Annotated in this window: 11 protein-coding genes; 1 reads left to right on the forward strand and 10 read right to left on the reverse strand. The window is 49.1% G+C overall.

All coding sequences use genetic code 11. The features are described from left to right. Positions 1–129: 129 nt before the first annotated feature. The 6 genes from Q0418_RS07645 to Q0418_RS07670 all read right to left on the reverse strand — a co-directional run bounded on the left by Q0418_RS07645 (position 130) and on the right by Q0418_RS07670 (position 6,850). Positions 130–1,194, reverse strand: coding sequence for a hypothetical protein (locus Q0418_RS07645; protein WP_298483548.1), 1,065 nt, complete (start codon positions 1,192–1,194; stop codon positions 130–132). Between the two features lie 174 nt (positions 1,195–1,368). After that, a complete protein-coding gene (locus tag Q0418_RS07650) occupies positions 1,369–2,361 on the reverse strand; it encodes a HAMP domain-containing sensor histidine kinase (protein WP_298483549.1) in 993 nt (330 codons plus the stop codon). 347 nt (positions 2,362–2,708) lie between these two features. Then, positions 2,709–3,380, reverse strand: a complete 672-nt coding sequence (locus tag Q0418_RS07655) for a response regulator transcription factor (protein WP_298483550.1) — start codon at positions 3,378–3,380, stop codon at positions 2,709–2,711. Between the two features lie 10 nt (positions 3,381–3,390). Continuing rightward, positions 3,391–4,182 carry a DUF4253 domain-containing protein gene (locus Q0418_RS07660; protein WP_298483551.1) on the reverse strand — a complete coding sequence of 264 codons (792 nt, stop codon included), beginning with the start codon at positions 4,180–4,182 and terminating at the stop codon, positions 3,391–3,393. 71 nt (positions 4,183–4,253) lie between these two features. Then, on the reverse strand, positions 4,254–4,925 hold the full coding sequence (tsaA, locus tag Q0418_RS07665; RefSeq protein WP_298483552.1) for a tRNA (N6-threonylcarbamoyladenosine(37)-N6)-methyltransferase TrmO: 672 nt from the start codon (positions 4,923–4,925) through the stop codon (positions 4,254–4,256). 122 nt (positions 4,926–5,047) lie between these two features. Further along, on the reverse strand, positions 5,048–6,850 hold the full coding sequence (locus tag Q0418_RS07670) for a dockerin type I domain-containing protein (RefSeq protein ID WP_298483553.1): 1,803 nt from the start codon (positions 6,848–6,850) through the stop codon (positions 5,048–5,050). 134 nt (positions 6,851–6,984) lie between these two features. Here Q0418_RS07670 and Q0418_RS11035 point away from each other — a divergent pair, with 134 nt between their 5' ends. Then, the gene (locus Q0418_RS11035) at positions 6,985–7,344 is read left to right on the forward strand and encodes a helix-turn-helix transcriptional regulator (protein WP_317336676.1); all 360 of its coding nucleotides are present in this window, start codon (positions 6,985–6,987) and stop codon (positions 7,342–7,344) included. Between the two features lie 61 nt (positions 7,345–7,405). On the opposite strand, the gene Q0418_RS07680 is transcribed toward Q0418_RS11035, so the two are convergent. From Q0418_RS07680 to Q0418_RS07690, 4 genes are all read right to left on the reverse strand, one after another. Beyond that, a complete protein-coding gene (locus Q0418_RS07680) occupies positions 7,406–7,915 on the reverse strand; it encodes a hypothetical protein (RefSeq protein WP_298483554.1) in 510 nt (169 codons plus the stop codon). 85 nt (positions 7,916–8,000) lie between these two features. Beyond that, positions 8,001–9,413: an NYN domain-containing protein gene (locus Q0418_RS11040; protein WP_317336683.1), complete on the reverse strand. Its 1,413-nt coding sequence runs from the start codon at positions 9,411–9,413 to the stop codon at positions 8,001–8,003. Further along, the gene (locus tag Q0418_RS11045; protein ID WP_317336675.1) at positions 9,414–10,616 is read right to left on the reverse strand and encodes a GTP-binding protein; all 1,203 of its coding nucleotides are present in this window, start codon (positions 10,614–10,616) and stop codon (positions 9,414–9,416) included. It abuts the gene before it with no gap. Positions 10,617–10,973: 357 nt separating this feature from the next. Then, on the reverse strand, positions 10,974–14,404 hold a 3,431-nt coding region (locus Q0418_RS07690), incomplete at its 5' end, for a leucine-rich repeat protein (RefSeq protein WP_298483555.1).

Genomic DNA, 14,404 nt, shown 5'->3' on the forward strand with positions numbered 1-14,404 from the left:
ATTGTATTATACCATGAAGGAGAGAAAAAGGCAAGGGCAAGGAAATAAAATATATTGCCATAAAAAACAAACCGGACAGAACGAAAAAAACTCCGCCTGTCCGGTTTTTTGATATCGTGGTGAAACCATTCAGAATATACTGTTCCAATCCGGCGTTTTCCCCACAGAAGCCGCTGCATAATAGCAGAGAATGCCATAGGCATCGTCACCGTTTATCATGCCGTCGCCGTTCACATCCCCGGCGCAGAACGCAGCCGCTTCGGCAAATTTATCAGCATCGGGTGCGGTGAGCTTTGCATCCGCTTTGCCCACGGACTGCTCTGCGTAGTAGGCAAGAACACGGTAGGCATCATCTGCATTGACAGCACCGTCACTGTCGATATCGCCGTAGGCGTCCGGGTCGGCAATGCGGGTGAGGGTATAGGTGGTGGGGGTTGTCTCAGATGCATCACGCACAATGCATTGCGGTATTGCACAGTGCACCTTTTCCACCTGCTGTAAATCCTTGATCGTTTCAAAATACACTTTTGCTTGTTCCGCAGTTTCGCTCAATGAACCAGAAAAGCCGTTATTCACCTGAACTTCATATACGGATTGAGTATCGTTTGCTGTCTCCATTGCATCTCCCACAGAAACCACTTCTGGAATCTGAGAAAAATCCTCCAGCGTCAGCTGTACGCCAGAATCCGTATAGACAGCAAAGCCGCCCAAACCAAAGCTTGTTGTCTGAGAAACAACGCTGTTCATCTGGTATACATGCAAAACGCCGTCTGTTTCATACAATTTCTGTGGGTCAGCCACATCAGCCAGCACAACTGTATTTTCATCAAATTCCGAAAAGTCGAATGTCTGTTCTTCCCAAGGATGTATCTTAGTGACATCAAAACCGTCCTGCCCTGCCGTTTCCAATGCAACGACATTCCAATCTTCCGGCGCAGACGTACCTTCTTCTAATGTAACAGCATAATAATCTGTTGTGCGCTCTTTCCAATAGAAGCAGTTATTGTCAGCGCTGATCGTCAGATAGTCATAATCAATATCGCCTATCTGAAACGTGATTGAATCTTCTGATTCCTCCACAATAGCAGCCTTATCTCCGTAAGCAGCGGAAACAGGCACAGCTGAACCGAAGATGCAACAGAATGAAATCGCTGCGGCGAGTGTACTTGTAAAATACTTTCTTCCATTTTTCATAAATATCACCTTTGTCCTTTCTGGATAATACGTCCGTCAAATTAAACAATTCTGTAAATAAAATCGTTTTTAAAAGTCAATCTCCCAAATTGACTTTCTATTTACATTATATCATTTTACATTTTGTTTGTCAACACTCAACATTAAAATTCGTTAACATGCACAAAAATCATCCTATTCCATTTCTATCCGTTCCCGATGCAGATCCAGCCGCACTACAGTTCCCACGTCCACCTGAGAAGAAACTGTAATGGTATGATTCAGATTGCGGCAGATTCGGCGGCACAGATATAGCCCGATGCCGCTGGCTTTTTTATCGGTGCGCCCGTTATAGCCCGTGTAGCCTTTTTCAAAGATCCGGGGCAGATCTGCCGGCTCGATGCCGATGCCCGTATCCCGGATGCAGAGGATCTGGGGCTGTTCCAAAAAAATAGTAATCGTACCGCCGGACGGTGTATATTTCAGCCCATTGGAAAGCACCTGTTCCAGCACAAACAGAAGCCACTTTTCATCCGTCAGCACGCTGCAATGAAGCGGTTCATATTCCAGCCGGATCTTCCGGGTGATAAACTGGGACGAAAACCGGCGCACTGCCTGGTGTACGATCTTGTCCAGGTCATATTCCGCAAAGAGATAATCCGTGGAATCCGAGTCCAGCCGCAGATAGCACAGCACCATTTCCACATACTGTTCTACACGCTGGAGATCTTCCAGCAGCGCCCGGTTCTGGGGTGTATCCTCCGCCTGAAGATGGAGCCGCATGGCGGCAATGGGCGTTTTGATCTGATGCACCCACGCCGTGTAATATTCCATCATCTCCCCATAACGCCCCTGCCAGTCCTGTTCCAGGCGCTGCCGCTGGCGGAACAGGTCATGCAGCAGGGTCTGATAGTCCTCCTCCAAAGTTGTGCACGCCTCCGGCAGATGCTCCAGGGTAATGTGCAGTTCCTGCTGGATCTGTTCCAGAATACGGTGTTTCTCCCGGAAGTGCAGATAGTCCCATACCAGAAGTGCCAGACAACAAACGCCGCTCAAAAGCGTTGCATAGCCCACCGCCATAAGCGGCAAGCGGTACAGATAAAATATGAGGCAGAATATGCCGCAGCAGAGAAGAAATACAGCAATGCTGCCCTTTTTTGTTTTGATGTAATTCCAGAATAAATGCATAGGTTTCTCCTGTTCGGGGTGATTTTGGATAAGCAACATAAAAATGTTTCTTACCCCTTTTCAGAAAGGCTGGCGCAGCTGGATCAGCTTGATGAGCAGCCTTTGTGAAAATGGGTAAGAATTTTTTCTGCTATGACAATAATGATGCTTTAGGCAACACCGCACAGAGAGCGCCTGGCGGCTTTGCACGTCATATGCTTGCATATTTTCGTCATATTTCACAAAAATGCTCGTGAATACACAAAGTATTCACTGCGCTTTTTGTTTCATCTGACGAAAAATCTGACATAGTTTATGCTCGTAGAGTACATCTGACGCACAATCTTTGTGCGGTATTGCCTTTAAACTCACTCCAAAAGATATCCCATGCCCACCTTGGTACGAATAAAATCATGCAGCCCTGCCTGATCCAGCTTTTTCCGCAGTCGGTTGACATTGACCGTCAGCGTGTTTTCATCCACAAAGCTATCCGTCTCCCAGAGCCGCTGCATCAGCGCTTCCCGGCTGACCACTTTCCCCTTGTGCTCCATGAGCATCTGCAAGATCCGATATTCATTTTTCGTCAGATCAATACGCTGCCCATGATAAGTCAGCACCGCATCGGCAGTGTTCAGCATTGCCTCCCGGTGTTCCAGCACAGAGACCTGTCCGCCGAAATCATAGGTGCGCCGCAGAAGTGCCTGGATCTTCGCCAGAAGCACATTCCAGTCAAAGGGCTTCGGGATAAAATCATCGCCGCCCATATGAATTGCCATGACCAGGTTCATATTGTCCGATGCTGAGGACAGGAACACAATGGGCACCTTGGACACCTGCCGGATCTCCTGACACCAGTGATAGCCGTTATAACACGGCAGTGCAATGTCCATGAGCACCAGATGGGGTTGAAATGCGGAGAATTCCGCCAATACTTTCCGAAAATTTTCCGCCACATGTACCTCAAAATCCCATTGCTCCAGCTGATGCCGCAGTGCATCGGCAATGCTGCGGTCATCCTCTACCAAAAAAATCCGATACATACTGTTCTCCTCAATCCCACCAGAAATACCACACCGTAGACTGCTCCAGCCCTTTCGCCAGCGCCGGAACAGACCCTACGCCCTGGTACACAATGTCTTCGCAAAACGCAAACTGTTCTCGGGCAAGTTCCACGGTTGCTTCGTTTCCCACCGGCTGGGGCACGTACATTTCCAGAGTATCATGCCCGATACAGCCCGGCACTGCGCCGTATTTCTCGTACCAATGCTTGAGGACTGCCATGGCATCCTCCGGCATAGGGCAGGCATTCCAGCCGCCAAAGGGTACCCACGCCATCACTTCCCATGGATTTTTCGTGGGTATCTCCGCCAGAAGAACCGGCGCCTGTTGCAGCAGATTCATCCGCAGGGAAAGAAAGCGATGTGTAGCCTCCGCCTCTGCCGGCGCAGGTTCTGTCAGCACCTGCAATCCCTCCGGGGCATTGCTGCGCAGCTCCGTTTCCCATTGCATGAACGTCTGTTCCAGCCATGCTTTACCATCCAGCTGCGCCGGAATCTCCACATAACTCTGTCCCTCCGGCAGATTTTCCTCTATCGTTTCCAGCAGCAGATCATCACAGATAATCAGAACCGGCGTAAAGCCTTGCTGTTTTCCCCGTTCCAGTGCATCCTGGTATGCATCCCACATATCTTCCAGGTCAATGGGTTCCTCCACCTGGGGCAGTTCCGTCACAGGACATTGCAGCATAGCACCCATCTGCCGGGCAATGGTCAGCTCCGGCGATTCCATCGGAGACGGCTGAGGTTCTTCGTCTTTTTGAAACAGATTCTTGAAAAATGACATGATAATTTCCTTTCTGGTTTTTTCGTTTATCAATACTTTCCCTGCGAGCGATCATTGGTCGCCCCTACAAATTACCGCAAACGTTCCACGCCGCACACGGTCAGCACATCTCCCTGGACGGTGAACTTGATTTCCAGGTCAGCAAAGCGGAAGCCATACACACGTTCCGGGTCATGCTGATAGGAAGGGCGTGGATCCTGAGCGAGTACCTGGGTCAATCCCTCTTGCAAGCGGGGCGGCACCTGCTCCAGCCACACTGCCGGAAAGACCACCTCCAGCCCATGTGCCGCCGCATCCACAGCAAAGCCGCCCTTTGCCTCGGGGTGGCTGTCAATATGGGGCAGATAGGGCTTGATATCATAAATTGGCGTGCCGTTCATAAGATCTGCGCCGGATACCACCAGAAAGGGAGCCATATTCCCTTGGAGAACGATTTCATCCAGCTGCACCACAGAAAGCCCCATGGGATTGGGGCGAAATGGCGAGCGTGTGGCAAAGACGCCCATCCGGGTATTGCCGCCCAGTCTTGGGGGACGGACGGTAGGCGACCAGTTTTCCCGGACAGCTTCGGAGAACTGCCAGATGATCCAGATATGGGAGAAGTCCTCCAGTCCCCGGAACGCATCGGGATTGCGGTAGGGCGGTTCAAACACGATCCGGGAGGGCAGCTGCACCAGACCGCTCTGCCGGGGAATGCCGAACTTTGTGGGAAAATCGTTTTCAATGTGGGCAATAATTTTCATGGGGTGCTCCTTTCTGGTGAGTTTATTTCATCATAGCACATTTTCGGGGAAATGTCCAGCAGACAGAAAAAGAGCGCACCGGATCGGCACGCTCTTTGGGTGGATTTGGTTGTGATGATTGGTTATGCCAGCAGTTTCTGGCGAAGCAGGGCAAGGTCGAAGCCGTTGACAACGCCGTCAGCGTTCAGGTCGGCGAGGTTGTATTGGGTTTCGGTGAGGGTGGTTTGGTTCAGGAGGTGTTTTTGGAGAGCATTTATATCTGATTCATTTACGCAATAATCTAAATTTATATCATATTCTTCTATTACTTTAAATGAAATCAATTCACTATCAACCAACCCTAAACTATTCCATGCAGTCACATATGCGGTATATTCACCAGGTTCAGCCAGATTTACAGAATAAATGCCATTTCTAAAATCTTCTGTTATCAGTCGTTCTCCATCTTTGTTAATTCCAATTGTATATCCAACTGCATTATCAGACGAAGCATAGAAATCTATTGTTTCATTTGTTGTATAGTATTCATTGTTTACAAAAAGTTCTGATCTTGTGGGCTTATCCATAATTTCAAAGCTAATCACTTCACTATCGAATATCCCCAGTGAATTCCATGCAGTCACATATGCTGTATATATTCCTGGTTCTGTAAGAATAGTACTATATTTGTTACCTCTGAAATCTTCAGTGATCAATCGATTGCCATCTTTGTCAATGCCAATTGTGAAGCCTGTTGCGTTATCGGATTCGGCAAGAAATGACACCGTTTCACCACTTTCAAATCTGTTTCGCCCACTCTCTAATGACAATTTTGATGTGGTAGGTTTACCAACAACTTTAAAGCTAACAACATTGCTATCAAAATGTCCTGTCAGGTTCCATGCGGTAACATATGCTGTATAGTTACCAATATCATCAAATGCGATTGAATATGTATTTCCATCTATAACCTCTGTCACTATTCTCTCGCCGTCTTTATCTATTCCAATGGTGTAACCTATTGAAATATCAGAGTTAGCTTCAAAAGTAACTGTATCTCCACTAGCAAATATACTCTGATTATTCTTTATACTTAAACTTGACCAAGAAGGCGCATCTGGAACTGAAAAATATACCACATTACTGTCTATCCAGCCCGATGCATTATAAGCAGTGACATAAGCAGAATAACTGCCGGGTTCAGTGAAAGCATTCGAGTAGGTATTTCCATCACATCCTTCTGTAACAATTCTTGTACCCTCATAATCAATTCCTATTGTGTAATTTGTAGCATAGTCCGAATACATTTCAAAAGATATGGTTTCTCCGCTTTGAAAAACAGTTTGATTATTAACGATATTCAGTGTTGCCCAAGTTGGAACTTTGGTTATATCATTGTTGTATCTAAAAATCCCGCTCCAACTCCCATAGAATGAACCAACAGAAACTTCTGTTCCTGTTTGGTCACCAGGCTGTGGATATCCACGATCACTGTGTGCACCAACATTCTGATTGTTACCGATATAAATTTCTGTATGCCCATTTCTCCAGAGAATATCACCGCGCTGTAAATTAGAAACACTTCCGATTTGACTCCATGATATATATGTGAATCCATATTTCGGCAGAATATTAGGCATAGTTGCCGTTGTAAATGCAGAACCAGAGTATATTCCTGCATAGGATAATGCATGAGAAACCAGCGATGAACAGTCATAATCCGGACCATTTCGATTCGCCTGACTATATCCATGCGAATCGTCGTTTGCAATATCAATTGCCCACTGTACTGCAGTTTCCATTTGTGGAGATATTGCGATCGCATCCATTGGTAAAAATATATTTTTGAAAGATGATCCCGAACACATCCCCAACATCATCACCACCGCAACCATCGCCGCAGTCCACTTCATAAACCAACGTTTCTGTCTTTGCGCCATTCTCATAAAAAATCAACTCCTTTCGCACTTCACGAATAACCACATCTGATTATTCCGATAATATTATAATCTATTTAGACTAAAATGTCAATACTTTTTAGTCATATGTGATAAAATTTTCTGAGAAAGGAGTGGCATATATGGCTTTTTACCAACGAATCCGGGATTTGCGAGAGGATGCGGACAAAACACAGACCGATATTGCACAATATCTGGGCACAACGGCGCAGTATTACGGCAAGTACGAAAAAGGAGAGCGTGAAATTCCCTTTCTGCGTGCCATCCAGCTGGCGGAATATTATGATGTCAGCCTGGATTATCTCGCCGGGCGCACCAATTTTCCCAAGGGTAAAGACAATATGCCCTTTCAGGAAGATGCGCTGTATATTCTGGAAAAATACGCCACTCTCACCGAACGCAACAAAGGCAGGCTGGAACAATTCCTGGACGATCTCTGCGAACAGCAGGGCGAGGATACCTTTCGCCAAAAAGAAGCCTGATGACACTTTCCCGGAAATAGCAAAAGAGCGTGCCAGAACCAGCACGCTCTTTTTGTTTTTTCTAATCCCGATGCCGCAGCAGTCCTCTTGCCACCAGGCCTACGCCGGCGGCGATCATGCCGAACATGACCACATACTGCCACAGACTCGCCGAAAGCGGCCGAAACCGCACCGATGTCAGCAGCGTCACCAGAATCGCCAGAATACCAATGGCAACCACGACCCAGCCGACCCACTTGTGATCCATGAAAAACAGCAGCCCGATACCGATCAGCAGCGGTACCAGCATCAATCCCGTGGCAACGGAAGTGCTCATCCCGAAGCCGCCCCAGAGACTGCCCCAGGAAAACGTCACCACAAAGGAATTCAGCACCCAGTATACCCCTGCGCCCAGCAGCACCAATCCGATGAGAAATTCCGCCAGCGGATGGGACGGCTTTTTCTCCACCACAGCGGATGGAGAACCTTTTGCTTTTTTCGCCTTTTTCCCATCCGGCTCCGACTGCTTTCCAGCCTTCTCCTGTTCCATTTCTTCCTCCAGCTTTTTCAGTTTACGTTCCATTTCGTCCATGTTTGTCGTCCCCCTTGTTTTCGTTTATGATACCATAGTTTACTGTTTTTGTCAAGCATGTGAGTTACAACTTTTCACTGCATATTCACTGCGTCTCCTTTTCCCGTATCGTCTTTTTCCCCATTTTCATCTGCGCCGCATATGCACGGATCGCCGCCTCTGCCTGCTCCACCTCATGATGGAATTCATCCGCCGACACACGCAGAGCACCGTTTCCCAGAATAATCACCTGCTCCATGCCGTCCGATGTTGCCACCCGTACCCGGTGCTCCCGGCATAGCTCGTGGGTTGTCTTTTCAATGTAGGAATCCGCCGTCTCCGACTCTTTCGTGTAGACAATGCTGATATTGCAGTATTGCTCCACCTCCCGGTGCTGTCCCTTCACCTTGTAGGCGTCAAATACCAGGATCAGTTTGCACTGCCGGTAGCCACAGTAATTGCACATCTGGTGGATGAGCCGGCTTCGTGCCGCCTCCAGACTGTCCTTTGCCAGATCTTTCAGTTCGTCCCAGGCGAAAATGATGTTATATCCGTCCACCAGCAGATATTCCTCCCCGTCATAGACGGGATTTTTTTTGCCGTGATATGGCTCCGATTCCTCCTTGGGCGTATACATCGCCTGCCGGGGATCCCGGTCGATCTTGCCGTAGGTACGCTCAAAAATCGCCATGAGCTCCTTGTCTTCCGCCAGACTGGATACATACCGTGCCGCCCGGCTTGCCCCGGATACCGGCTCCTCCGGTTCCTCTTCCGGCTCCGATGTATAACAGCTGGGCAGGTGCATATGCTCCTGCACCTTGTCCCATTTCACTGCATACCCGGCACCGTGGGCGCAGAAGATGGAATCCGCTGTGTTTTCCACATCGCTGTCGCAGTCATAGCCAATGGAAGCCATGACCTCCTCTGCATTTTGACAGGGTGCATATCCCTTTGGCGTACAACAGAGCCGTCCCTTACCGTGGGAATATCTGGTGACAACGCTCTGATATCCACGCATGTTTGCCACAGGTGCACTGCCTGTCATAACAGAATGTTCCCCGTCCGTTTCCGGCGGTTGGAAATCTGCTCCCATCTGCTGTAAATCCGTCATAGCTCTCCCTACGCATTCCGTGGGAAGTTCCAGCACAAAGTCATACCACGGTTCCAGCAGTACGCTCTTTCCACGGCGCAATCCGTTGCGCACGGCACGATAAGTTGCCTGGCGGAAATCGCCGCCCTCTGTATGCTTCACATGGGCACGTCCGGCACAAAGGGTGATTTTCATATCGGTAATGGGAGAACCTGTCAGCACGCCCACATGCACTTTCTCGCCCAGATGAGTCAGCACCAGCCGCTGCCAGTTCCGATCCAGATCGTCCTCCCGGCAGTCGGATGCAAATTGCAGACCGCTCCCCCGGGGCAGCGGTTCCAGAAGCAGGTGCACCTCTGCATAATGGCACAACGGCTCATAGTGACCTACGCCCTCCACCGGTTCGGCAATGGTTTCCTTATAGGTGATCTATCCGGCGTCAAACTGCACCTCCAGCCCGAAGCGGTCGGCAATCAGCTTCTGGAGTACTTCCAGCTGCACCTCGCCCATGAGTTGCAGCTGAATCTGCTGGGCACGAGCATCCCACAGGAGATGGAGTGCCGGATCTTCCTCCTCCAGATGGGACAGCTGCTTCAGAGCATCTGCCGGGTGTACTTGTTCCGGCAGCCGTAGTCCATAGCGCAGAATCGGTTCCAATACCGGCACTGCCCCATCCTGTACGGCACCAAGCCCCTGCCCGGCATAGGTTCTGGTCAGTCCCGTAACAGCGCAGACCATACCGGGCAATACTGTATCCGCCGTCTGGAACTTCGCCCCGGCATAAATGCGGATCTGGCTGATTTTTTCCGTCAGCTGGGCGCCGTCCTGGGCAGTATAGGACACGGCGTCCCGGACGTGAAGCTGTCCGCCAGTGACTTTCAGATAAGTCAGGCGGCTGCCCTTTTCATCTACAGCAATTTTAAACACCTGTGCGCCGAAGGTATCGGCATAGGTTTTCTCCAGCGTATACCGATCCAGTCCCTCCAGAAAATCATCCACGCCTTCCAGCTTCAGGGCTGCGCCAAAATAACAGGGTACCACCTGCCGCCGGGCAATTCCCTCCGCCAGCTGTTTCCGGGAAATACTGCCCTGCTCCAGATAGGCATCCATCCATGTTTCATCATAAAGTGCCATGCGCTCATAAAAGGCATCTGTGCCGTCGTCGGAAAAATCCGCACAGCATTCCCCCAGCCGCTGTTTCAGATCCGCCAGCACTGCCGGCTTTTCCGCACCGCTGAGATCCATTTTATTGACAAAGACAAACACCGGCACATGATAGCGCTCCAGCAGTTTCCACAGCGTTTCCGTATGACTCTGTACACCGTCTGTACCGCTGATGACCAGAATGGCATAGTCCAGCACTTGCATGGTACGCTCTGTCTCAGCGGAAAAGTCCACATGCCCCGGCGTATCCAGCAGGGTATATTCCGCACCATTATAGGCAATACATGCCTGATGGGCAAAAATTGTAATGCCCCTGTCCCGTTCCATGGGATGGGTATCCAGAAATGCTGTCTGATGATCCACACGTCCCAGCTTCCGGATCTCTCCGGTGCGGTACAGCAGTGCTTCCGACAGAGTAGTCTTTCCGGAATCTACATGGGCGGTGATTCCTACGATCAATCGTTTCATATGGCACCGTGCCGGTTCTGCCGCACGGCTTTTCACTCCTTTTTCAATTGGGAATGGCGGTGTTTGTATCCTTTGGGTACGAACAGATTTAAAAATTGTAAATTTCCCGACACTGAAAATTCAACGCCGCAGGCGATACCGTCATTCCTCATTATAACACAAATCTCCATGTCCTGCAAGGGCAAAAAAGAGCTGTTGCAGACAGTAAAGATCCAACGGGAAAACGGTGCGATGTGGGTATCGCGCCCTACAAATATCCACAAATTGCGTTACTTTTTTGTAGAGGTTGACGCCTACATTGATCCGTTAACCAGGATTTTACTGTGTTTGCAACAGCCCTGTAATTTTTAAAGCTGTTTACATCAAATCTTCCCAGCGAATATCTGTCATACCCACAGACAGTTTCGCATAATAGCACAAGATCAGATATGCATCGTCCGGGGTGATCACACCATTTCTGTCCACATCTACCTGCTGGACAACCAGCGGTTCCAATGCTGCATCCTTCTGGAACGTAAAGGACAGATCACCTACAGAACGGCGTGCATAGTAAACCAGAGCCAGATATGCATCATCGGGATCCACACCGCCGTCCATATCAGCATCTCCACGCAACACTGCTGTTTCAGCATCTGTTGTTGTGGTAGTCGTCGTAGTGCTGCTTCCTGTTCCGCCGGTGGTATTCCCAGTGGTATTCGTTGTCTGTCCGGCTTCCGGAATGGTAATGGTGATCGTGTCGGTCTTTATGGGATCCTCCTGTACAATGACAATGATGCTCACTGTGCCGCTGTCCAGAATAGTAAGCATACCGCTGTTATTCACCGTGGCAATGCTTTCATCTGTACTTTTCCAGATCAGATTCGTTGCATTGGTGGAATACAGCAGACGGAATGCATTGCCCACATACAGCTGATCTGCACTGGGCTTTCCAAGTTCCACATAGAATCCCTCTTCGCTCTCAGAAGAAGCTGTGGTCACTGTGGTTTCTGTTGTAGTGGAGGCAGAAGTATAGACAGACTCTGTTGTGGTTTCGACATCACCAGTTGTTGTATAGGAAGTTGTATAGAAAGAAGTATCTGTACCGCCGGTGGTAGTTGCGGTGGTATTGGTCGAAGCGGTGGTAGCGCTTGTGGTTTCTGTAGATGTGCCGGTAGATTCCTCTTCTGTGATGATGATCTCACCGCGGACAAGCATCAGCTCCAGAGATTCCTCTGACATTGCAGAAGCCATTTCGCCGCTTGGACTCTCATAATTGAGCACGATGGGGTAAATGTCTCCCGGCTGGGCATCTTCTGATACGGTAAATGTCAGTGTGCACAGCGAAGAGCCTGTATAGCACAGCATGTTTCCATTGACATCAAAATTCGTGCTCAAAAACGGCAGCCAGGCAAAATCGCCATAGGTCTTGTTCACATCCGGTGTAAATGCCAGCATATCTGCATCTCCCCGGCATTTTTCCAGCGTCAGGTACGCCGTATCCCAGGATGCACCGAACGCCAGCTGACTGAAGCCCGGATTATCAATGAGCGTCACAGGAACTTCTACCTGATAATTGTTTTTCTGCAGTTCAGCCAGAGACAAGACCACCGTATTTGCCATAACATAGACTGTGGGCTGTGTGTACATACTGGTTTCTGTTGCGATACTTGTACTCATCCAGGTGCTGGTATAGGTTGATGTGGCAGTTGTATCTGTTGTCATTCGGGTTGTAAACGTGGCAATATCAGTGAGATCGGTGGAAGGATAGCTGGTAGTTGTCCACCAGGTTGTCGTATTCGTGGTAGCGGAAGTAAGACTGACAGATGTCCGCCAGGAGGTCGTTGTCGCAGACGGCGTTGTCATTGTGGTGGAACGGGCAGTCGTCGTAGAAGTTGTCTGTTCCGTTTCCCAATATTCTGTTTCTGTCCTTATTGTCGTCCACAGCTCTGTTGTATAAGAAGTGGTGACAGGCATTGTCTCAATTCTTGTGGTAGTTGTCTGGTCGGTTGTCGGGAATGTGGATGATGCTGTTGTTGTCGTTGTCGTCGTTACAGTGGTAGTCGTTGTTTCAGGATATGTATCTGACGTCACATCATAAAGTGGCATATCCACACGGATATAACCATCTGTCAATACCACATCATCCGAAAAGACATCCTGATTCTTGCTGTCGATGTAGGAATAGCGAGGGAGCATCACTGTTTGTCCATTGGAGACAGCCTCATCATAGCCTTCTTCCATCCAGCACACCGGGAACTCATAGTAATATCCATCTGCATCTCTCTGAAGCTGCAGACCATACCTTTCTGCCACAGCGGCAACGGCTAAATCATCCGGCACAGCAAATGTGAGCTGTAACAGTACGCCGGAAGTGTAACTAGGATCCATTACCTCAGACGAATCCATGGCAAAGTAAATGCAGTTTCCCTGGTTGTTCAAAAGCTCGTTCATATTCGTTGTCAGCCGTGCGCCGCTGTAGATCTCACCCATCAGCGCACTGCTTTCCATATAGGGCCAGTAGAGCAGTTCTGCTGTGACATCCGGCAGATAGATCGCACCCTGTAATCCATAGGAGGAAATCGGCTGGTCAATATAGACAGAGAAGTTCAGATCTTCATCCATACCGTCACCCGGCTGTACTCTTATCTGATCCAATGCCCATTCGCACGGTTCATGGACATCTGTCGATGCTGTTTCAGTAGTTACCGCCATTGTCGTTGTCGTTTCAGTTGTAGTGGTTTCTGTCATTGTAGTGATTACTGTTGTCCCGGTTGTCACAGATTCCTGATAATGAATGGTGGCAATATTCCTCAAATAACCATTTCCGCCGTCAGACGAAATGGCATCCCACTGGTCAGAAGTGCCGCCATAATAGACATCGGACAGACTCTCACAGTCATAGGACACGCCATAACCCCAATGTGTCACACTCACTGGCATATATATCGTGGTTAGATTACCACAATAGCCAAAGGCATAGTCCCCCAGTGTGGTCACACCCTGGGGAATGGTTACACTGACCAGCGTGCCACATTCATAGAACGCCTTCTCCCCGATGGCTGTCACCGGATAGCCCTCATATTCTGACGGAATCACGATCTCGGATGCTGTAGAATTACAGCCGATAACGGTTGCTTCGCCGCCGCTGATGCTGAATACCAGACCATCGGATTCAATTTCTCCATAATCGGTTACTGCTGTTGTTTCAGTTGTTACTTCAACCGTTGTTTCAATCGTTGTGACAGATGCTTCCTCGTAATGCACAGTGGCAACATTCATCAAATAGCCATTTCCGCCGTCAGACGAAATGGCATCCCACTGGTCAGAAGTGCCGCCATAATAGACATCGGACAGACTCTCACAGTCATAGGACACGCCATAACCCCAATGTGTCACACTCACTGGCATATATATCGTGGTTAGATTACCACAATAGCCAAAGGCATAGTCCCCCAGTGTGGTCACACCCTGGGGAATGGTTACACTGACCAGCGTGCCACATTCATAGAACGCCTTCTCCCCGATGGCTGTCACCGGATAGCCCTCATATTCTGACGGAATCACGATCTCGGATGCTGTAGAATTACAGCCGATAACGGTTGCTTCGCCGCCGCTGATGCTGAATACCAGACCATCGGATTCAATTTCTCCATAATCGGTTACTGCTGTTGTTTCAGTTGTTACTTCAACCGTTGTTTCAATCGTTGTGACAGATGCTTCCTCGTAATGCACAGTGGCAACATTCATCAAATAGCCATTTCCGCCGTCAGACGAAATGGCATCCCACTGGTCAGAAGTGCCGCCATAAT

The sequence above is a fragment of the uncultured Ruminococcus sp. genome, assembly GCF_937915125.1.
In the GTDB taxonomy this organism is placed as follows: Bacteria; Bacillota; Clostridia; order Oscillospirales; family Ruminococcaceae; genus Ruminococcus_C.

Bases quoted from the DNA above. Each gene is read 5' to 3' on its own strand.
- Q0418_RS07670 (WP_298483553.1), bottom strand. From the start codon at position 6,850: ATGAGAATGGCGCAAAGACAGAAACGTTGGTTTATGAAGTGGACTGCG.
- Q0418_RS07680 (WP_298483554.1), bottom strand. From the start codon at position 7,915: ATGGACGAAATGGAACGTAAACTGAAAAAGCTGGAGGAAGAAATGGAA.
- Q0418_RS07660 (WP_298483551.1), bottom strand. From the start codon at position 4,182: ATGTCATTTTTCAAGAATCTGTTTCAAAAAGACGAAGAACCTCAGCCG.
- Q0418_RS07645 (WP_298483548.1), bottom strand. From the start codon at position 1,194: ATGAAAAATGGAAGAAAGTATTTTACAAGTACACTCGCCGCAGCGATT.
- Q0418_RS07655 (WP_298483550.1), bottom strand. From the start codon at position 3,380: ATGTATCGGATTTTTTTGGTAGAGGATGACCGCAGCATTGCCGATGCA.
- Q0418_RS11045 (WP_317336675.1), bottom strand. From the start codon at position 10,616: ATGAAACGATTGATCGTAGGAATCACCGCCCATGTAGATTCCGGAAAG.
- Q0418_RS07650 (WP_298483549.1), bottom strand. From the start codon at position 2,361: ATGCATTTATTCTGGAATTACATCAAAACAAAAAAGGGCAGCATTGCT.
- Q0418_RS11035 (WP_317336676.1), top strand. From the start codon at position 6,985: ATGGCTTTTTACCAACGAATCCGGGATTTGCGAGAGGATGCGGACAAA.
- tsaA (WP_298483552.1), bottom strand. From the start codon at position 4,925: ATGAAAATTATTGCCCACATTGAAAACGATTTTCCCACAAAGTTCGGC.